At 68.5% G+C, this 20,357-nt stretch carries 20 protein-coding genes; 11 read left to right on the top strand and 9 right to left on the bottom strand.

The annotated features are described in order from the left end of the window. Positions 1-128: 128 nt before the first annotated feature. From DK459_RS14385 to rpsT, 7 genes are all read left to right on the top strand, one after another. Positions 129-311, top strand: a complete 183-nt coding sequence (locus tag DK459_RS14385; RefSeq protein ID WP_006384001.1) for a Trm112 family protein — start codon at positions 129-131, stop codon at positions 309-311. A 12-nt stretch (positions 312-323) separates the two neighbouring features. Continuing rightward, positions 324-1,088, top strand: a complete 765-nt coding sequence (gene kdsB, locus DK459_RS14380) for a 3-deoxy-manno-octulosonate cytidylyltransferase (RefSeq protein WP_006384002.1) — start codon at positions 324-326, stop codon at positions 1,086-1,088. A gap of 92 nt (positions 1,089-1,180) precedes the next feature. Next, positions 1,181-1,837 carry an adenylate kinase gene (gene adk / locus DK459_RS14375; protein WP_020928458.1) on the top strand — a complete coding sequence of 219 codons (657 nt, stop codon included), beginning with the start codon at positions 1,181-1,183 and terminating at the stop codon, positions 1,835-1,837. A gap of 131 nt (positions 1,838-1,968) precedes the next feature. Next, positions 1,969-2,727, top strand: a complete 759-nt coding sequence (locus DK459_RS14370; protein WP_006384004.1) for a 3-hydroxyacyl-CoA dehydrogenase — start codon at positions 1,969-1,971, stop codon at positions 2,725-2,727. A gap of 177 nt (positions 2,728-2,904) precedes the next feature. Further along, entirely contained in the window at positions 2,905-4,464 is a 1,560-nt protein-coding gene (gene murJ, locus DK459_RS14365; protein WP_020928459.1) for a murein biosynthesis integral membrane protein MurJ, read from the top strand. A gap of 199 nt (positions 4,465-4,663) precedes the next feature. Further along, complete coding sequence (locus tag DK459_RS14360; RefSeq protein ID WP_006384006.1) at positions 4,664-5,635, top strand: FecR domain-containing protein; 972 nt, start codon at positions 4,664-4,666, stop codon at positions 5,633-5,635. A gap of 378 nt (positions 5,636-6,013) precedes the next feature. Continuing rightward, positions 6,014-6,277: a 30S ribosomal protein S20 gene (rpsT, locus tag DK459_RS14355; RefSeq protein ID WP_006396042.1), complete on the top strand. Its 264-nt coding sequence runs from the start codon at positions 6,014-6,016 to the stop codon at positions 6,275-6,277. Positions 6,278-6,440: 163 nt separating this feature from the next. Here the strand turns inward: rpsT and DK459_RS14350 are convergent, their stop codons facing one another. Next, positions 6,441-7,355 carry a LysR family transcriptional regulator gene (locus tag DK459_RS14350; protein ID WP_024069540.1) on the bottom strand — a complete coding sequence of 305 codons (915 nt, stop codon included), beginning with the start codon at positions 7,353-7,355 and terminating at the stop codon, positions 6,441-6,443. Positions 7,356-7,476: 121 nt separating this feature from the next. Here DK459_RS14350 and lysA point away from each other — a divergent pair, with 121 nt between their 5' ends. After that, on the top strand, positions 7,477-8,706 hold the full coding sequence (gene lysA, locus DK459_RS14345; protein WP_110134828.1) for a diaminopimelate decarboxylase: 1,230 nt from the start codon (positions 7,477-7,479) through the stop codon (positions 8,704-8,706). A gap of 48 nt (positions 8,707-8,754) precedes the next feature. Here lysA and garL read toward each other — a convergent pair whose 3' ends face one another. The 5 genes from garL to DK459_RS14320 form a co-directional block, all read right to left on the bottom strand. Next, a complete protein-coding gene (garL, locus tag DK459_RS14340) occupies positions 8,755-9,522 on the bottom strand; it encodes a 2-dehydro-3-deoxyglucarate aldolase (RefSeq protein WP_020928461.1) in 768 nt (255 codons plus the stop codon). A gap of 68 nt (positions 9,523-9,590) precedes the next feature. Then, entirely contained in the window at positions 9,591-10,586 is a 996-nt protein-coding gene (locus DK459_RS14335; protein WP_006384011.1) for a tripartite tricarboxylate transporter substrate binding protein, read from the bottom strand. A 115-nt stretch (positions 10,587-10,701) separates the two neighbouring features. Beyond that, entirely contained in the window at positions 10,702-11,808 is a 1,107-nt protein-coding gene (locus DK459_RS14330) for an Ldh family oxidoreductase (protein ID WP_020928463.1), read from the bottom strand. A 54-nt stretch (positions 11,809-11,862) separates the two neighbouring features. Further along, on the bottom strand, positions 11,863-12,576 hold the full coding sequence (locus DK459_RS14325; protein WP_006384013.1) for a FadR/GntR family transcriptional regulator: 714 nt from the start codon (positions 12,574-12,576) through the stop codon (positions 11,863-11,865). Between the two features lie 120 nt (positions 12,577-12,696). Beyond that, entirely contained in the window at positions 12,697-13,626 is a 930-nt protein-coding gene (locus DK459_RS14320; RefSeq protein ID WP_054436856.1) for a dihydrodipicolinate synthase family protein, read from the bottom strand. 229 nt (positions 13,627-13,855) lie between these two features. On the opposite strand from DK459_RS14320, the gene DK459_RS14315 reads away from it, so the two are divergent. The 3 genes from DK459_RS14315 to DK459_RS14305 all read left to right on the top strand — a co-directional run bounded on the left by DK459_RS14315 (position 13,856) and on the right by DK459_RS14305 (position 16,981). Then, positions 13,856-14,869: a tripartite tricarboxylate transporter substrate binding protein gene (locus DK459_RS14315; RefSeq protein WP_053499728.1), complete on the top strand. Its 1,014-nt coding sequence runs from the start codon at positions 13,856-13,858 to the stop codon at positions 14,867-14,869. Positions 14,870-14,942: 73 nt separating this feature from the next. Beyond that, entirely contained in the window at positions 14,943-15,914 is a 972-nt protein-coding gene (locus DK459_RS14310; protein WP_006384016.1) for a tripartite tricarboxylate transporter substrate binding protein, read from the top strand. A gap of 110 nt (positions 15,915-16,024) precedes the next feature. Then, positions 16,025-16,981: a 2-hydroxyacid dehydrogenase gene (locus tag DK459_RS14305; RefSeq protein WP_024069544.1), complete on the top strand. Its 957-nt coding sequence runs from the start codon at positions 16,025-16,027 to the stop codon at positions 16,979-16,981. A gap of 202 nt (positions 16,982-17,183) precedes the next feature. Here DK459_RS14305 and DK459_RS14300 read toward each other — a convergent pair whose 3' ends face one another. The 3 genes from DK459_RS14300 to radA all read right to left on the bottom strand — a co-directional run bounded on the left by DK459_RS14300 (position 17,184) and on the right by radA (position 19,775). Continuing rightward, positions 17,184-17,423, bottom strand: a complete 240-nt coding sequence (locus DK459_RS14300) for a hypothetical protein (RefSeq protein WP_006384018.1) — start codon at positions 17,421-17,423, stop codon at positions 17,184-17,186. A 201-nt stretch (positions 17,424-17,624) separates the two neighbouring features. Further along, entirely contained in the window at positions 17,625-18,398 is a 774-nt protein-coding gene (locus tag DK459_RS14295; protein ID WP_054443695.1) for a sulfite exporter TauE/SafE family protein, read from the bottom strand. A gap of 12 nt (positions 18,399-18,410) precedes the next feature. Beyond that, complete coding sequence (gene radA, locus DK459_RS14290; protein ID WP_006384021.1) at positions 18,411-19,775, bottom strand: DNA repair protein RadA; 1,365 nt, start codon at positions 19,773-19,775, stop codon at positions 18,411-18,413. Positions 19,776-20,357 lie beyond the last annotated feature (582 nt).

Raw genomic sequence — 20,357 nt, 5'->3', positions numbered from 1 at the left:
ACGGCCGCATCAAAATATGACAATAATTAACAGAACAAGTAATCCGGCGGCCCGGCGTCCGCCCTTTCCGGCGTGCCGGGCGGCTGCTCGCGGGCTGCCCGCGCCCAAACTGTTTTAGAATCGCGCTCATGGAATCCCGCCTTCTCGACATCCTCGTCTGCCCCCTGTGCAAGGGCCGCCTCGAACACGACCGGACCCAGGCCGAACTGGTCTGCCGCGCCGACCGCCTGGCCTTCCCGCTGCGCGACGGCATTCCCGTCATGCTTGAATCCGAGGCGCGCTCGCTGGACGACGCCCCCGCTTCTTCCTGACCCGTCCCTATCGTGAGCTTCATCGCCCTGATTCCGGCGCGGGCCGCCTCGACCCGCCTGCCCGACAAGCCGCTGGCCGACATCGCCGGCAAGCCGATGGTGGTGCGCACCGCCGAACGCGCCGCGCAGTCCGGCGCCGCGCAGGTCTATGTCGCGACCGACGACGCGCGCGTGCAGCAGGCCGCCCAGGCCCATGGCGTGCGGGCGCTGATGACGCGCGGCGACCATCTCACCGGCACCGACCGGCTGGCCGAGGCGGTCGAACAACTCGGCCTGCCCGACGACGCCATCGTGGTCAACGTGCAGGGCGACGAGCCGCTGATCGAACCCGAACTCATCGACGCCGTGGCCGCGCGCCTGGCCGACAGCCCGCAGGCGGACATCGCCACCTGCGCCTGTCCGCTGGCGGACGCCCAGGCGCTGTTCAATCCCAACGTGGTCAAGCTGGTCTGCGCCACCGACGGCCGCGCGCTGTATTTCTCGCGCGCGCCGATCCCGTGGGCGCGTGATGCGCTGGCCGGCGGCGAGCGCGTGCTGGCCGAGGGGCTGCCGGCCTGGCACCACATCGGCCTGTACGCCTACCGCGTGTCATTCCTGCGCCGCTTCCCCACCCTGCCGCAAGGCGCGCTGGAACGGTTCGAATCGCTGGAACAGTTGCGTGCCATGGAGCACGGCCACGTCATCGTCGTCCACCAGGCGTCGCATCCTCCGGCCGCTGGCGTAGATACCCCGGCCGACCTGGAACGCGTTCGCTTGATCTACAGCAATCGTATATAAGGGTTATTTCGCATGGCGCGGCCCCGCAGAGGCTGTTGCATTGCGGCATAATCGCTCGGATCACAAAAAATAAACCCCATTCAGGAGCACTCATGCGTCTCATCTTGCTCGGACCTCCCGGCGCCGGCAAAGGCACTCAGGCCGCGTTTCTCACCCAGCATTTCGGCATTCCGCAGATCTCCACCGGCGACATGCTGCGCGCGGCGGTCAAGGCCGGCACGCCCCTGGGCATCGAAGCCAAGAAGGTCATGGACGCCGGCGGCCTGGTCTCGGATGAGATCATCATCGGCCTGGTCCAGGATCGCCTGAAGCAGCCCGACTGCGCCAACGGCTACCTGTTCGACGGCTTCCCCCGCACCATCCCGCAGGCCGACGCGCTCAAGAGCGCCGGCGTCAAGCTGGACTACGTGGTCGAGATCGAAGTCCCCGAAGAAGACATCATCGAACGCATGAGCGGGCGCCGCGTGCACCAGCCCAGCGGCCGCAGCTACCACGTGCGCTTCAACCCGCCCAAGGTCGAAGGCAAGGACGACGTCACTGGCGAAGACCTGATCCAGCGCGACGACGATCGCGAGGAAACGGTGCGCAACCGCCTGAACGTGTATCGCCAGCAGACCCGTCCGCTGGTCGACTACTACTCGTCGTGGGCGCAGCAGAGCCCCGCCGACGCGCCGAAATATCGCAAGATCTCCGGCGTCGGCGCGGTCGAGGAAATCAAGTCGCGCCTGTTCGAAGCCGTCAAGAGCTGATCGGCGCTTCGCAGGCCCAGGCCTTCGGCGCCGGCCGGACGCAACGCGTTCCGGCCCCGGCCCGAAGGCCTTGTCGCATCCGGCGCCCGGCGCGCCGTTTTCATCCCTTGAATTGATCTGGTGGTAGAGACATGGAAATCGCGAACAAGGTATTCATCGTTACCGGCGGCGCATCCGGCCTGGGCGCCGGCACCGTGCGCATGCTGGTGGCCAACGGCGCCAAGGTGGTCATCGCCGACCTGCAGGACGGTCCCGGCGAGGAACTGGCCAAGGAACTCGGCCAGCGCTACGTGCACTGCGACGTGACGCAAGAGGCCGACGGCCAGCGCGCCGTTGCCGCCGCCAAGGAACTCGGCACCCTGTTCGGCCTGGTCAACTGCGCCGGCGTGGCCCCCGCCGCCAAGATCGTCGGCAAGAACGGCGCGCATCCGCTGGATCTGTTCCAGAAGGTCGTTTCGATCAACCTGATCGGCAGCTTCAACATGATGCGCCTGGCCGCCGAGGCCATGAGCGGCAACACGCCCGAGCCCACCGGCGAACGCGGCGTGATGATCAACACCGCGTCGGTCGCCGCGTTCGACGGCCAGATCGGCCAGGCGGCCTACGCCGCATCGAAGGCGGGCGTGGCTGGCATGACGCTGCCGATCGCCCGCGACCTGGCCAAGACCGGCATCCGCTGCATGACCATCGCCCCCGGCATCTTCGGCACCCCGATGATCTTCGGCATGCCGCAGGAAGTGCAGGATTCGCTGGCCGCCAGCATCCCCTTCCCCGCCCGCCTGGGCCGTCCGGAGGACTACGCCAAGCTGGTGCACGCCATCATCACCAATGACATGCTGAATGGCGAGACCATCCGCCTGGATGGCGCCATCCGAATGCCCCCGAAGTAAAAATGCCCCCACGCTTCGCCCCCTGCGGGGGCTCTCTGCCCCCCGAGGGGGCTTTTTCCCCTTGGGGCGGCCCGGCGGGGAAAAGCCATCCTTTGAAGCGCCCAGGCATGCAACGGTTCTTCCCTTCGAGGAAGGCAACTTCCTATTGACGGCCGCCCGCCTCCATCCAGTCACTCCATGAGCCTGTTCCGTTCCGCGGCCACCGTCAGCAGCTTCACCCTGCTGTCCCGTATTTCCGGGCTGGTCCGCGACATCCTGGTGGCGCGCGCCTTCGGCGCCGGCCCCATCACCGACGCCTTCTGGGTCGCCTTCCGTATTCCCAACCTGTTGCGCCGGCTGTTCGCCGAGGGCGCCTTCGCCCAGGCCTTCGTGCCGATCCTGGGGCATGCCCGCAACAACCGTTCCGAAACCGAGGTCCGCGCCCTGCTCGACCGCGTGGCCCTGCTGCTGACCGCGGCCCTGATGGCGATCACGCTGATCGGCATCGTGGCCGCGCCGTGGGTGGTGTCGGCCATGGCCAGCGGCCTGCGCGGCGCGGCCCGCGATACCGAATTCGGCGCCGCCGTCTGGATGACGCGGGTGATGTTCCCCTACATCTTCTGCATGTCGCTGATCGCGTTCGCCTCGGGCGTGCTCAACACCTGGCGGCGCTTCGCGGTGCCGGCGTTCACGCCCGTCCTGCTGAACCTGTCCATGATCGGCGCCTGCCTCTGGCTGGCGCCGCGCATGGACGTGCCGGTCTACGCCCTGGCGATCGGGGTGATGATAGGCGGCGTGGCGCAACTGGCCGTGCAGTGGGTGGCGCTGGCGCGGCTGGGCCTGACGCCGCGCTTCTCGCTGCGCTTCCGCCAGGCCTGGGCCGACCCGACGGTGCAGCGCATCCTCAAGCAGATGGCGCCGGCCACGCTCGGCGTATCGGTGGCGCAGATCTCGCTGCTGATCAATACCAACATCGCCACCTGGCTCACGCCCGGCAGCGTCACCTGGCTGTCGTTCGCCGACCGCCTGATGGAATTCCCGACCGCGCTGCTGGGCGTGGCGCTGGGCACCGTGCTGCTGCCCAGCCTGTCGGCGGCCCATGCCCGCGACGACCATGGCGGCTACAGCGCCCTGCTGGATTGGGGCCTGCGGCTGGTGCTGCTGCTGGGCCTGCCGGCGGCGGTGGGCATGGCGCTGCTGTCGGACGGCCTGGTGGCCACGCTGTTCCACTACGGCGCGTTTTCGGCGCAGGACGTGCTGCAGACCCGGCTGGCCGTGATTTCCTATTCGGCCGGCCTGATCGGGCTGCTGGCGGTGAAGATCCTGGCGCCCGGCTTCTACGCCAAGCAGGACATCCGCACGCCCGTGAAGATCGCCATCGGCGTGCTGGTCCTGACCCAGTTGATGAACCTGGCGCTGGTGCCGCTGCTGGCCCACGCCGGCCTGGCGCTCGCCATCGGCCTGGGCGCCTGCCTGAACGCGCTGGCGCTGCTGATCGGGCTGCGGCGCCGTGGCGTCTACCAGCCCGGCACGGGGTGGAGCCGTTTCGCCCTGCGGCTGATTCCGGCCCTGGCGGCGCTGGCGGCCCTGCTGGTCTACGCCGATGGCCGTATTGACTGGATCGGCCTGCAGGCCCATACCGGATACCGCGCGCTCTGGCTGGGCGGCGTGCTGGCGGCCAGCGGCGCGGTCTACTTCGGCATGTTGTTACTGTTTGGGTTCCGTCCCCGAGATTTCGGACGCCGGGCGGCGGGCTGATTTCGGGCATTCTCGCCACAACCTCCGCAAAAAGCCGGCTACCCGCCGGCTTTTTTTGCATTTGATCCGTCAAGAATTGACAAGGAGGCGGTAATCTTTGGTAAAAAACCTTTATTATTTACAAATTGCCATCGAAAGGATTCCCGCCTGACGCTTTCGCAGGCGGCGTGATGAAGTGAAGTACGCCCAAGGACACCCCATGGCGGACCAAGTAATCAATTGGTTGCTGCTGCTGCGCTCCGGTAAAGCGACAGCGCAGGACTACAACGATTTCCTGGCGTGGCGAGCAGCAGATCCTCTTCATGAGAATGCCTGGCAGCAATTGACCGGCACTCTGACGGGATCGAATTTCGGCCGACTGGGCGACGCCTATCCGGCCGGCTATGCCACGGCGCCCCCGCCACCGTTGATTCCCCCTGCGCCGGCCCCCGCAGCCGTCGGCGTGCCGCCGCGCCGACGCTTCCTGGCCGGCTCGCTGGCGCTCGCCAGCGCGGGCGCCTGCGCCGCCTACGTGGGCAATGCCTTCTACCCCCTGAGCAATGTCGCGGCCGATGCCGCCACGGCCACCGGCGAGCGCCGGCGCTACATCCTGTCCGACGGCAGCCAGCTGCTGCTGGACGCGCGCAGCCGCGTCAACCTCGATTTCACCCCGGCCTACCGCCAGGTGCGCCTGCTGGATGGCGCCGTCACCGTGTCGGTGGCGCCCGATGCGCGCCGTCCCTTCCTGGTGCAGACCGCCGAGGGCACCGTGCGCGCCCTGGGCACCCGCTACATGGTGCGCCAGCAGGCCCAGCGCACGGTGGTGGTGGTGCATGAACACGAAGTCGTGGTGGAAACCATGGCCGGCGCCCACGGCATCGTCCGCGCCGGCACCGGCGCGCGCTTCGACGTCTCGCGCATCGACACGCCACGCGCCGAACTGGTGGCCGAAGCCGCCTGGGAAGCCGGCTGGGTCGACGCCCGCGGCCGCCCGCTGGCCGAAGTCATCGCCGCCCTGCGCCCCTACCGCAGCGGCACGCTGCGCGTCTCCATGGCCGCCGGCGGCCTGCCGGTATCCGGCCACTTCCCGCTGGACGACACCGACGCGGCGCTGGATGCGCTGCAGGACCAGATGCCCATCCACGTGCGGCGCTATACGCCCTGGTTCGTCTCGATCAACGTCGCGGCCTGACCACGGCCACCGACACCGCGCTGTAACGAAAAGCCGCTTCGTTGTATACTCAGTACCGTATTTTTATCCAGTAGGCGCGGCAGGACCGCCGTCAGGCGTCGATGCCCGGGATTTATCCGATGGTTCCATTCCAGGGATTTTTCCCGCGGAGGTTTTCCACGGATATTCCATGGGCAGTTCCATGGATCGATCCCATCGACGCCCATCAGGTCTCAGCCCGGGTACATCACCCGGGTTCTGCAGCCCGAGGGGTTTTCCTCGCAGCGCCCCCCGCCCGGTTGACGGGCGCTCCATCGGCAGACACGGCATTTAAAGCTTGCAATCCCTCGGGGACTTGCTAAAATGTTCGACTTTGCCGAATTCAACTTACATAGCAACATGGCCAATACCGCCCAAGCCCGCAAGCGCGCTCGCCAATCCGTTGAGCGCAACAAGCACAATTCCAGCCTGCGCTCGATGCTGCGCACCGCCATCAAGCGCGTTCGCCAATCCATCGCCGCTGGCGACAAGGCTGCGGCTGGCGAAGTGTTCCAAAAGGCCAGCAGCGTGATCGATCGCGTGGCCGACAAGAACATCATCCACAAGAACAAGGCCGCTCGCCACAAGAGCCGCCTGGCCGCCGCCATCAAGGCGCTGGCCTAAGCCATTCTGCCGCCCCGCCATGCGGGGCGTCATGAATACGGCAAATGAAGAAGGATGCCCACGGGCATCCTTTTTTGTTGCCTGGCGCTTTTGCCCGTTCTTGATTTTGGGCCACCCGTTTTTGAGTCGCCCGTTTTTGAGCCACCCGTTTTTGAGCAGCCCCTCACTGCGGCCGGGCCGCCAGCCGGGCGCGCATCTGCGCGGCTTCGTCCCGCAGCATGGCGGTGAAGGGATCAACCAGCGGGTTCCTGGGACGATGCTCCGGAAACACCAGGTTGACCCGGAACGGAAACGACCGCCGCAGCGGCCGGATATGCAGGCCACGCCCGGCGAAATCGAGCGCGGTGAGCGGATTGACGATGGCCAGGCCCAGCCCCTGGCGCACGAACGCGCACACCGAGACCGCCGTCGGCGTCTCGATGATGGCGCGCCGCAGGACGCCCTGGGCCGCGAAGGCTTCGTCGATCTGGATCCGGTAAGGGTCGCTGGCCGACAGGCTGACGAAGGGCTCGCCAGCGAAATCGGCCAGGTCTAGCGCCTGCCGCGCCAGCAGCGGATGGCCGTCGGGCAGCACCGCGACCTCGTCGACCTCCACCAGAAGCTCCAGGCGCGTGCCGGCCGGCTCCAGGTCGTGTTCGGTCAATCCCAGGTCGTAGCGCTGCGCCGTGAGCCACTCCTCCAGGAACGGCGATTCCTGCGCCTCCAGCGCCAGGCTCACGCCCGGATGGGCCTGGCTGAAGCGACGGAACGCGCCCGGCAGCAGCGAATGGGAAAACGCCGGCAGCGCGATCACGGCCAGTTGGCCATCCTGGAATGCCCGCAGGCGCGCGGCGGTCGATGCGACCCGCTCCAGCCCGGCATAGGACTGCCGGACCTCGTCATACAGCGCCAGCGCCGGCATGGTGGGCCGCAAGCGGCCGCGCACGCGCTCGAACAGCGCGAAGCCGATGGCCTGTTCCATGCGCGCCAGCTCGCGGCTGACGGTGGGTTGCGAGGTGAACAACAGGTCGGCGGCCTTGGTGACGCTGCCGGCGATCATCAGGGCGCGGAACACTTCGATGTGGCGATGGGTCAGCATGCCCTATCCATATCAGGAATGAATCGACGTGGAAAATATAAGCATTTTACTGGATGGGCTCGCTGGGGCATGATGCCGGCCTGATTTCCCTTTCCCCCCCCCGCTACAAGGTTCACCCGCGATGGCTTTCGATCCGCGCCAGCTCACTCAACTCGCCGCCGAGCACGGCACCCCGCTGTGGGTCTACGATGCCGCCGTCATCCGCGAACGCATCGCCCAGCTGCGCCGCTTCGACGTCATCCGCTACGCGCAGAAGGCCTGCTCCAACCTGCACATCCTGCGCCTGATGCGCGCCGAGGGCGTGATGGTGGACGCGGTGTCGCTGGGCGAGATCGAGCGCAGCCTGGCCGCCGGCTTCGAGCCCGCGGGCGAGCCGGCCGGCGTGGTGTTCACGGCCGACCTGATTGACCACGCCACCCTGGCCACCGTCGTCAAGCACGGCATCACCGTCAACGCCGGCTCGCTCGACATGCTCGAACGCGTCGGCCAGCACGCGCCGGGGCACCGCGTGTGGCTGCGCATCAACCCGGGCTTCGGCCACGGCCACAGCAACAAGACCAACACCGGCGGCCCGCAGAGCAAGCATGGCATCTGGATCGACGACGTCGCCGCCGCCATCGGCATCGTGCGCCGCTACGGCCTGAAGCTGGTCGGCATCCACATGCACATCGGCTCGGGCGTGGACTACGGCCACCTGTCCAGCGTGTGCGACGCGATGGTCGACGTGGTCGCTTCGCTGGACCACGACATCGAGGCCATCTCGGCCGGCGGCGGCCTGTCGATTCCGTATCGCGAAGGCGAGCCGCGCATCGACTGCGACCACTACTTCGAGCAATGGGACGCGGCCCGCAAGCGCATCGAACAGCGCCTGGGGCACGAGGTGCGCCTGGAGATCGAACCGGGCCGCTTCCTGGTGGCCGAGGCCGGCGCGCTGGTGGCCGAAGTGCACGCGATCAACCGCCGCCCCGAGCGCGACTTCGCGCTGGTGGACGCCGGCTTCAACGACCTGATGCGCCCGGCCATGTACGGCAGCTACCACCGCATCTCGGTGCACGCGCCGGACGGCGCCACGCCGCCCACGGCCGAGACCCGCATCGCCGTGGCCGGCCCGCTGTGCGAATCGGGCGACGTGTTCACGCAAGATGCCGGCGGCGTGGTGTCGGACCAGTCGCTGCCGCGGCCGCGCATCGGTGATTTCCTGGTGTTCCACAACGCCGGCGCCTACGGCGCGTCGATGTCCTCGAACTACAACACCCGGCCGCTGGCGGCCGAAGTGCTGCTGGACCGCAACGAGGCGCGCCTGATCCGCCGCCGCCAGACGGTCGCCGACCTGCTGGCGCTGGAACAATAAGGCAAGGCGCGGCCGTGGCGAACGCGACGGCCGCGCGATCAGGCAGGATCAGGTGGGAAAGGCCTCGCGCAAGGCGAAGGTGGCCTGCTTGAACACGCCCAGATCGGTGCCGACCGCGACGAAGTGCATGCCCATGTCCAGGTAGCGGCGCGCATCGGCCTGCACCGGCGCCAGGATGCCCACCGCCTTGCCCTGCGCGGTGACGCGCTGGTACAGGTGGCGGATGGCTTCCTGCACTTCCGGATGGCCCGGATTGCCCAGGTGGCCCAGGGCCGCGGCCAGGTCGGATGGGCCGATGAAGACCCCATCCACGCCCTCGACCGCGGCGATTTCGTCGACCGCCTCGATGCCCGGACGGCTCTCGATCTGCAGCAGCACGCAGATGTTGTCGTTGATGGTCTTGAGGTAATCCGGCACGGTGCCGTAGCGGTTGCTGCGCTGCATGCCGGCCACGCCGCGGATGCCCTGCGGCGGATAGCGGGTCGCGGCCACCGCGCGGCGCGCGTCGTCCTCGGATTCGATGAAGGGGATCAGCAGGTTGTAGAAGCCGATATCCAGCAGGCGCTTGATTTCGACCGGGTCGTTCCAGGTGGGTCGGCCGATGGCGGCGCTGGCGCTGCCCTGCAGGGCCTGCAACTGCTGCAGGAACATCGGCACGGTATTGGGTGAATGCTCGCCGTCCAGCAGCAGCCAGTCGAAGTCGGCCAGGCCCGCCAGTTCGGCGGTGACGTGGCTGGACATGCACATCCAGAAGCCGATCAGGCGTTCGCGCGCCAGGATGCGTTGGCGAAAGCGGTTGGGCAAGGGTGAAGTCATCGCTGCGTGTTTCCCATCGAATGAACCCCGGGCGCCGCCCGGCGCGCGGGGTGTGTTGATACAGAACGCTAGTCCATGCGGGCGCCGGAGGCCTTGGCCGCCGCGCCCCACTTGGTGATTTCGGATTGGACGAAGGCCGAGAACGCCTTGGGGTCGTCGCCCACCACCACGAAGCCTACGCTTTCCAGCTTTTGCCGGATATCCGGTGAAGCCAGGGCCTTGACGGTGGCCTGGTTCAGGCGCTGGATGATGGCCGGCGGCGTCTTGGCGGGCGCGGACAGGCCGAACCACGATTCGGCGGCAAAGCCCGGATAGCCCGATTCCGCCACCGTGGGCGTGTCCGGATAGGCCGGGTTGCGCTGGGCGCTGGCCACCGCCAGGGCGCGCAGCTTGCCCGACTTGACCTGCGGCAGCAGCGAGTCCTGGTTCAGGAACATCACCGACACGCGCCCGCCGATCATGTCGGTGATGGCGGCGGCGCCGCCCTTGTAGGGCACGTGCACCAGGTCGAGCTTGGCGGCCTGCTTGAGCATTTCCATGGCCAGGTGGCCGGACGACCCGTTGCCCGAGCTGGCGTGGGTGTACTTGCCGGGATTGGCGCGCACCAGCTTGATGAAGTCGGCGAAGTTGGTGGCCGGGAAATCCATGTTGGCCACCAGCACGTTGGGCCCGGTGGCCAGCAGCGAGATATGGGCGAAGTCGCTGTCGCGGTACGGCATGCTCTGGTAGAGCGAATAGCTGATGGCGTTCGAGCCCACGCCCGACAGCAGCAGCGTGTAGCCGTCGGGCTCGGCCTTGGCGACCACGTCGGAACCGATGTTGCCGTTGGCGCCGCCCTTGTTCTCGACCACCACGCTCTGGCCCAGTTCCCTGGACAGTTCGGCGGCCAGCAGGCGCCCGACCGCGTCGGTGCTGCCGCCCGCGGGGAACGGCACGATCAGCTTGACCGGCCGCGTCGGCCAGTCCTGCGCCAGCAGCAGGCCCGGCGCCAGCGCGGCGGCCGCGCCCAATGCGATGGCGGCCAGTCCCAGCCGGCGGCGCGCCGGCGATGTCTTGTGTTGCATGGTTGTCTCCTTGTCGTGTTTTTCTAATGCTTGCCGCCCGGTGGGCCGGGTCGGTGGATCACCGCGCGGTCGTTGCCGCGCGGCGGGGAAAACGTCATGCGACCGGACGGCGCATTCAGTCCAGCAGATAAGGCACCGAAGCGCGCTGGCAGATCTCGCGCAGGCGCACGGCCAGCGCGGGCGGGATCGGGATGCCGTCGATCCGGCGGCGCGCGCGCTCGGCGGCCTCGGGCTCGCCGGCCACCAGCACCGGCTCGTCGGGCCGCGCCGGCGGGGTGTCGTGCAGCGTGTCGATCAGGTCGTCCATGTCCGATTCAAATGAGCCGCTGGCGCGGAACGCGTCGGGATTGAGCGCCAGGAAGAAATGGCCGACGTCGTCCGGCTCGCCCGGCCGCCGGGTGACGTTGCGGCGCGCCGCCAGCGCGCTGCCGCTGAGCGTGCCGCCCAGGATCTGCGCCATCATCGCCAGGCCGTAGCCCTTGTGGCTGCTCATGGCCGGCGTGCCGCCCAGCGGCGTCAGCCCGCCTTCGGGATGCTTGAAGATGAACTGCATGGCGGTATCGGCCGCGGTGACCGGCTCGCCCCGCCCGTCCACCGCCCAGCCCGGCGGCAGCGGCTTGCCGAGGAAGTCGTACACCTTGACCTTGTTGGCCGCCACGGTGGTGGTGGCCATGTCGAGCACGAACGGCTCGTTGTGCGCGGCCGGCGCGCCGAAAGCGATGGGATTGGTGCCCAGCATCGGCATGGCGCCGCGCGTGGGCACCATGATGACGCCGTTGGCGCTGCTGGTGACCAGCCCGACCACGCCGCGTTCGACCGCGATGCGCGCATAGACGCCGGCCGCGCCGAAGTGGTGGGAATTGCACACCGACACCGCGCCCACGCCGTGTTCCAGCGCCTTGTCGACGGCCAGGTTCATGGCCTGCGCCGACACCGGGTAGCCCAGGCCGCCCATGCCGTCCAGCAATGCGCTGGCGCCGCCGTCGCGCACCAGGCGCGGCCGCGCGTCGAGCCTGAGCGTGCCCGCGCGCAGCTTTTCCTCGTATGAAGGCAGCATCGAGATGCCGTGCGAATCGATGCCCAGCAGATCCGTCTCGGCCATCAGGCCGGCGGTGATGGCGGCCAGGTCGGGCGCCATGCCCCAGGCCTGCAACACGATCAGAATCTGTTCACGCACCTGCCCCGCCGATGCCGCTGTTCCTGCCGAACCATTGCCTTGCACGCGATGTCTCCTGCTGTTGTCAGTGTGAAGCTCCCGGACGGCGCGAGCGGCCGGTCAATCGCGTTCGCGGTCGACCAGCCGGTGGCGGGCCTGGCCCAGGTGGAATTGCATGGCGACCCGGGCGCGCTCGCCGTCCTGGGCGCGGATCGCGTCCAGGATGGTGGCGTGCTCGTCCAGGACGCGCTGGGCGCGCTGGCGCGACCCGGTGCGGGTCAGGTTGAGCGTCAGGCGCATGAAGCCGTTGATGGACTCGTGGATGCTTTCCAGCACCCCGAGATAGAAGTCGTTGCCGGTGGCCTCGGTGATGCTGGCGTGGAACGCCAGGTCGGCCTCGGCCGACATCTGGCCGCGCGCCAGACTGTCGGCGAAGGCGGCGTGCGCGGCTTCGATCTTTTGCAATTGCTCGTCGGTGCGGCGCAGCGCCGCCAGCCGCGCGGCATCGCCTTCGAGCGCCACGCGCAGTTCCTGCGCGCGCAGGTAGGCGCCGACGTTGCCGACGTCGCTGAAGGCGGTCAGGCGCGGCGCCGGCTGGTGGCTGACGAAGGTGCCCAGGCCCTGGTGGGCGGTGATGAGGCCGTCGGCGCGCAGGCGCAGCAAGGCTTCGCGCACCACCGGCCGCGATACGCCGAAGCGTTCGGAGATCTCGTTCTCGGAAGGCAGCTTGTCGCCGACGTTGAGATTGCCGGCGACGATCTGCTCGAAGATCTGCCCGTACAACTGGTCGGCCAGCCGGACGCGGTGGCCGCGTTCCAGCACCAGCGCGCCCATGGCGTCCGGCTCGGCGGACGCGGGCGGCGCGGACGGGGGCGATGCTTTGGGTCGGGCCACGAAATCTCCTGGGGCGTATCGGCAGCGCTCATCGTACCGTCAATGCCGCGCGCGCGGCCATCAGGCCGCCACGGCGTCGCGGTCCCAGGCGGCCAGCGCGCGCGCCACCGGCGCCACCCGTTCGCGCTCGGCGCTGGAGATGCCGGTCAGCAGCGGCAGCATCGGCCCCATGTCGGCCACGCCGGACAGGGTCACGGCGTCGTGCAGCACGCGGATCGGGCTGATCGCATCGCGGCAGTCCTCCAGGCCCAGGTAGCTGGCGCGCACCGTTTCGGCTTCGTCATAGCGGCCTTCGTTGAGCAGCTGAAGCAGGCGCATCGAACCACGCGGCGCAACGCAGACCGAGCCCGAGGTGAAGCTCTTCAGCCCGAAGTCGCGGTAGTGGACGATGGCCGGACGTTCGCCAATGCCGCTGACCACGCGGTTGCTGTCCACGCTTTGCAGCAACGCCGACAGGTAGGCGTCGCGCGCCGGATTCTCGCGCACCACGGCGTACTTGAACGCGACGATGCGGCCTTCCTCGACCAGGCGCGCCGCCGTTGCCGGCGCCAGGTAATCGGCCGACTTGATGTAGACCACGGCGGGCTTGCCCAGCGCATCGGTGAAGCGGCGCACGCCATCGGCCAGGCCGGCATCGGTGTAGGGAAACGACATGGGCAGCAGCATGGCCGTCGGAAAGGCGCGGCTGCGCAGGATTGCCGCCTGATCCATCATCTTGCCGAAATCCGGACCAACCGACGGCAGGATCCAGGTGTCCGGCCCGGCCAGCGACGCCAGCAGGTCGACGATGCGCGCGTACTCGCCCACGCCGACGTTGTAGAAGTTGGCATTGCCGCCGTACATCACGTTGCGCACCCCGCCCGCCTCCAGGTGCCGCAGCAGGGCCTGGTTGGCGGCTTCGTTCAGGGACAGGTCCGCGTGGCGCGCCAGCGGCGGCACCGCGATGACGGAACGCTGCAGGTCCTGGACGGTGACCGGGGAGGTTTTCATGGCGGGTCTCCTGGTGGATTCCGCGGCGGAATCCAGTTGTTAGATGAGTGGCTTCCAAAAAGTATACTTGGTTGACAAGTAGACCCTCAATACCTATATTCGTTTTACAAGTCATCGGCATCACGACGGCAGGGCGCGACAGACGCCGGCAGCATTCAAGCGGGCTCCGGCCCGGCAGGAACACCCCACAAACGATGCGCGGCCACGCGCACACGAGGAGACGATTTCCATGCTTGCAGCCCCTTTGCGCGGCCGCCTGGCCCTTGCCGCCTGCCTGGCCGCCTGCCTGGCCGCCGCAGCCCTGCTGCCGTGCGCGGCCGGCGCCAGCGCCGATTACCCGGCGCGCGACGTCAGGATCGTCGTGCCCTTCCCGGCCGGCGGCACGGCCGACATTGCCGCGCGCGTGGTAGCCGCCGAACTGGGCAAGGCCTGGGGCAAGGCGGTGGTGGTGGACAACAAGGCGGGCGCGGGCGGCAACGTAGGCACCGCCGAAGCCGCCCGCGCCACGCCCGACGGCTACACCCTGTTGATGGGCACCGTCAGCACCCATGCCATCAACCAGTCCGTCTATGCCAAGCTGCCCTACGATCCGGTCAAGGACTTCACGCCGGTCACGCTGGTGATCCCGGTGCCCAACGTGCTCGAACTGAATCCCGGTTTCGCCGACAAGCACGGCATCCGCAACGTGGCGGACCTGATCAAGTACCTGAAGGCCAATCCCGGCAGCGTCAACATGGCCTCGACCGGCAACGGCACCTCGACCCACCTGTCCGGCGAGCTGTTCCAGGCCATGACCGGCACCCGCATGACGCACGTGCCCTACAAGGGCAGCAGCCCGGCGCTGACCGACGTGATGGCGGGCTCGGCCGACCTGATCTTCGACAACCTGCCCTCGTCGATGGGCTTCATCAAGGGCGGCAAGTTGCGGCCGCTGGCGGTCACCACCGCCACGCGCTCGCCGGCGCTGCCGGACGTGCCGACGTTGGCCGAGGCGGGCGTGACGGGCTACGAGGCCTCCAGCTGGTTCGGCCTGCTGGCCCCCGCCGGCACGCCGCGCGAGATCGTCGACAAGATCCAGCGCGATGTCGCCGCGGCGCTGCAGCAGGCGCCGGTACGCGCCCAGCTGCAGGCCCAGGGCGCCACGCCGTCGGGCAACACGCCGGCACAGTTCACCCAGTTCATGGCGCGGGAAACCGTCAAGTGGGCCGCGGTCGTGAAGCAATCGGGCGCCAAGGTCGACTGACCGGCGCCGGTCCGGACCCGGCCGCCACGCGTGGGCGCCGGGTTCTTCATCATCACGCGAACCAGGAGACACCATGAACAGATCGATATGCGCGGTCGCGCTGTCCGCCGCCGCCCTGCTTGCCGGGCCGGCGGTCCACGCCGCCGGCTATCCCACCAAGCCCGTCACGATGATCGTGCCGTTCGTGCCGGGCGGCTCGTCCGACATCACCGCGCGCAGCGTCACGCCCGGGCTGACGAAGGCGCTCGGCCAGACCTTCGTGGTCGAGAACAAGCCGGGCGCCAACAGCGCCATCGGCGCGCAGGCGCTGGCCCGCTCCACGCCCGACGGCTACACCATGATGGTCGGCTCGATCGGCACCTTCGCCATCAACGAGGCGCTGTACAAGAATCTTTCGTACAACCCCAGCAAGGACTTCGAATACCTGACGCAGGCCGTGCGCAACCCCAACGTGCTGGTGGCCTCGCCGTCGTTCCCGGCCAGCACGGTGGCCGAGCTGGTGGACTATGCGAACAAGAATCCGGGCAAAGTGTCGTACGCTTCGTCCGGCACGGGTTCGTCCGACCACCTGTCGGCGGTGATGTTCCGCCAGCGCACGCAGACCTCGGGCGTGGACGTGCCGTACCGCGGCGGGGGCGCCGCCATCGCCGACCTGATCGGCGGCCAGGTCAACGTGTCGTTCCAGAACCTGGGCGCGGTGCAGACCCACATCAAGGCCGGCAAGCTCAAGGCGCTGGCCATCACCGGCGATGCGCGCGCGGCCGATCTGCCGGACGTGCCGACGCTGGCCGAGGCCGGCATCAAGGACATGGTGGTGTATTCGTGGCAGGGCTTCGCGGTGCCCAAGGGCACCCCGCCGGACGTGGTGCAACAGCTGACCAAGGCCCTGCAGGCCGCCCTGCGCGACCCGCAGACCGAAAAGACGCTGCAGGGGCTGGGCTTCGAAGTGGTGGCCAACACGCCGCAGCAGTTCAGCGCGTTCCAGCAGGCCGAGGTCAAGCGCTGGAAGGACGTGATCCAGAAGGCCAACATCCAGCTGGAATAAGGCCGCCGGGCGGCGCGGCCGGCGGCCTGCCGCGCCGCCCGCCCCCTCTCAGCCGGATTCAAGGCCGGATCAAGTAGCATGAAGGTTTCGCCACCCACCTGTACGACAACATGACCACCAAGCATCGCATCATCCAGGTCGGCTCGCTGGCCGGCTCGCCCTCCGCCAACCAGCGCCTCGCGGAGCGCTACGACGTCATCGAGCTCTGGAAGCAGCCCGACCGCAAGGCCGCCCTGGCCGAACTGGGCAAGGGCGTCACCGCCGTCGTCACCTCGGCCAACTTCGGCGCCAATGCCGAGCTCATCAACGCCCTGCCCGACCTGAAGGCCATCTGCAGCTGGGGCGTGGGCTACGAGACCATCGACGTGCAGGCGGCGCATGCGCGTGGCGTGCAGGTCAGCAACACGCCCGACGTGCTGACCGACTGCGTGGCGGACCTGGCCTGGGGCCTGATGATCGCCGGCGCCCGCCGCATGGGCCAGGGCGAACGCTTCGTGCGCGCCGGCCAGTGGGGCCAGGTGCACGGCAGCATTCCACTGGGCCAGCGCGTCAGCGGCAAGAAGCTCGGCATCGTCGGCCTGGGCCGCATCGGCGAAGCCATCGCCCGCCGCGGCCTCGGCTTCGACATGCAGGTGCGCTATCACAATCGCAGGAAGCGCGACGACGTCGACTACGGCTACGAGGCCTCGCTGACCGACCTGGCGGCCTGGGCCGATTTCCTGGTCGTGGCCACCGTGGGCGGTCCCGCCACGCGCCACCTGGTCAACCGCGAGGTGCTGGAAGCGCTTGGCCCGCGCGGCATCATCGTCAACATCGCGCGCGGTCCGGTCATCGACGAGGCCGCGCTGGTGGCCGCGCTCGAGGCCGGCAAGCTCGGCTGCGCCGCGCTCGACGTGTTCGAGCATGAACCCAAGGTGCCCGAGGCGCTGATCAAGAGCGACCAGGCGGTGCTGCTGCCGCACATCGGCAGCGCCACGCTGGAGACGCGCCAGGCGATGGAAGACCTGATGCTGGAAAACCTGGCGGCGTATTTCGACACCGGCCGCGTGATCACGCCGGTGGACTGACGACGCGGACGGGAACGGCGGCGCGGCCAGCGCCGTCGGCGCCCACGCAAGTGGCTCGAATACGGGCAACACAAACGCAGGCAATACAAACGAAAAAGCCTCCCGGCGCCCATACCGAGAGGCTTTCGACTTCCAGGTCCGAAAACCCGTCCGTCGTGCAAAGGAACTGCCGGACCTCGCGGTCCGATGCTGCGTGACTGCCTTACTTCGCGGGCGCCGTGGCGGTACCCGATTTGTCCATCTTGGCGGCGCCCGATTTCTCGGTGCCCTGCTTGGCGGACGTTTTGTCGGACTTGTGATGCTTGTGCTGCGCCTGGGTCTTGGTTTCGCCCGACTTGGTCGTGGCATCGGCGCCCGCCGCGAACGCCGAAGGCGCGGCGGCAAGGCCGAGGCACAAGGCCGAAGTGGACAGGAACGCAGCGATACGGGAGTGGGTCGTCATTACATGAACTCCTAATGGTGAAAGCCCGGGGGCTGGCCCCTGGCCTTTCCGACACGGGGCGGCAACATCGCCGCATGACCCGTACTCCGTTGGAACCGGCGCCCCGCCGAAGGTTCAGCGCGCCGCGGGAAATTTTCGCGCCCTTTCCGACGTTAACGCTTCGTCATGGGATCGTGACAATCGACTCCCGGCGAGCGGCGCTCAGCTTTCAAATACCAGCAGCGCCACGGTGGCGAACAGCATCGCCGCGAAGCTGGCTCTCAGCTTGCGTTCAGGCAGACGATAGGCCAGCCGCACGCCGACCGGCACGAACAGCAGGCTGCCCGCCGCCAGCGGCAGGCCCACCAGCCAGTCGGTTTGGCCGGCCCATGAGTACGTCACCAGCGCCACCGCGGAACCCGGGATCACCATGCACAGCGCCAGCGCCTGCGCGGTGGTCTGCGGCAGCCGGAACACCGTGGTGATGATGGGCACCGCCAACACCGCGCCACCGACGCCGAAAAAGCCGCCCAGCGTGCCGCACAGCACGCCCAGCGCGGTGGCGCGGCGCGGCGTGAACACCGGGGCGTTGCCGCCGGCCCTGGGCGCGCGCCGGGCGCGGCCGGCGCGCCAGGTCTGCCAGGCGTAGAACAGCGCGATGAAGAACAGGAACACGGCGAAGCTCAGGCGCAACACGCCCGAATCGATGCCCAGCGCCAGCCGCGCGCCGACCCAGGTGAACACCACCGCGCCGCCCGCGCCCGCCAGCGCCACGCGGCGGTCGATGCGGGTCTGCTGGTTGTACTTGCGCACCGCCATCATGATGGTGGGCAGCACCATGATCAGCGCGGTGCCCTGCGCCAGCTGCTGCGACATGCCCATCAGCAGCACCAGCGCCGGAATCGCGATCATGCCGCCGCCGATGCCCAGCACGCCGCCCATGAAGCCAATGAGGCACCCCGCGCCCAGGCACAGGGCGATCAGCAACAGACTCACGTGAGGCTCCCGTCAGCGCAGCTTGTCGAGCGCGGCGTCGAGCCGGTCCACCGCCCAGATCTCCAGCCCCTCGATGGGCTGGCGCGGCGCATTGGCCTTGGGGATGAGCGCGATCGAGAAGCCCAGCTTGGCGGCTTCGCGCAGGCGTTCCTGGCCGCGCGGCGCGGGCCGGATCTCGCCCGCCAGGCCGACTTCGCCGAAGGCGATCAGCCCGCGCGGCAGGGGCCGGTCGCGCAGCGACGACATGATGGCCAGCAGCACCGGCAGGTCGGCCGCGGGCTCGGTGATGCGCACCCCGCCCACGGCGTTGACGAACACGTCCTGGTCGAAGGTCGAGACGCCGGCATGGCGGTGCAGCACCGCCAGCAGCATCGCCAGGCGGTTGCCCTCCAGGCCGACCGTCAGGCGGCGCGGATTGGGCGCGTGGGAACTGTCCACCAGCGCCTGGATCTCGACCAGCAGCGGACGGGTGCCCTCCTGCGTGGCCATTACGCAGGAGCCGGCCACCTGCTGCTCGTGCTGCGACAGGAACAGCGCCGACGGGTTAGCCACGCCGCGCAGGCCGCGGTCGGTCATGGCGAACACGCCCAGCTCGTTGACCGCGCCGAAGCGGTTCTTGAAGGCGCGCACCAGGCGGAACGACGAGTGCGTGTCGCCCTCGAAGTACAGCACCGTATCAACGATGTGTTCGAGCACGCGCGGTCCGGCCAGCGCGCCGTCCTTGGTGACGTGGCCGATCATGACGATGGCGATGCCGGTCTGCTTGGCCAGGCGCGTCAATTGCGCGGCGCACTCGCGCACCTGCGACACCGAGCCGGGCGCGGCGGTCAGTTCGCCGCTGTAGAGGGTCTGGATCGAGTCGATCACGGCCACGCTGGGCTTCTGCTCGGACACCGCCGCCTGGATCGCCTCCAGGCGGATTTCCGCCAGCAGGTTGACGTTGCCGGTCTGCAAACCCAGCCGGCGCGCGCGCAACGCCACTTGCTCGGCCGATTCCTCGCCCGTGACATAAAGCACGTTGGTGCTTTCCGAGAGCGACGCCAGCGCCTGCAGCAGCAGGGTCGACTTGCCGATGCCGGGATCGCCGCCGATCAGCACCACGGCGCCGGCCACCAGGCCGCCGCCCAGCACGCGGTCGAATTCCTCCAGCCCGGTGGGGGTACGCGGGGTTTCGCGCGCCTCGATCTCGGACAGGCTGCGCACGGGGCTGCTGGAGGCCAGCGGCGCGTAGCGGTGCGAGGCGGCCGCCGCGGGCACGGACGATTCGAGGGTTTCTTCCAGAGTGTTCCAGGCATTGCAGTGCGGACACTTGCCTTGCCATTTCGGGGTGGTGCCGCCGCATTCGGCGCACACGTATACGGTTCGGGTCTTGGCCATGGGCGCAAGTTTACCGGCAGCAGGCGGGTCGCGGGGTCGCCGGCGCGCGGCCGCGACACCGCTTTTCCAGCCCATTTGGCCCCATGCCGGTGCATACCGCTTTCAATCTGCTTGCAGAAACAGGGACGCCATGCAGTTACACCATGCAAACACAAGAAATTCACTGGCAGATTTCTGCAAATCGCGCATAATCACCGGGTGATGCGCAATGTTGAACCGCCGGTTATATGGCGGCATACCCGGCGCCGCCGTCCACCCCGACGGCACGACGGAAATCGCGGCGCATTGCAAGCTGTCGGCCGTGCATGCGGCCACCTAAACCGGAACACGACCCCCAGCCTGGACGAGATCGCCGGACCACCGGCGCGGCGCGGGCAAAGGTCAAACGCGCATGCGCCCTGCCACCAGGCGCCTGCGCGAGGAGTACGCGCATGAGCATTGCCTATCGCCCCCCCTTCGACGAAGACGACGAACTGGATTTGCGCGCCGTGTATCGCAAGCCCAGGACCGGCGGCAGCCCCGAACTGGACGCGGCCGTGCGCCGCACCTGGCATCCCGGCCACAGTTGGCACCCGGGCTGGG

It is taken from the genome of Achromobacter sp. RW408, from assembly GCF_003184165.1.
Lineage (GTDB): Bacteria > Pseudomonadota > Gammaproteobacteria > Burkholderiales > Burkholderiaceae_B > Achromobacter > Achromobacter xylosoxidans.
The sequence above is the reverse complement of the archived record's forward strand: the minus strand, read 5'-3'. Positions and strand labels throughout refer to the sequence as shown.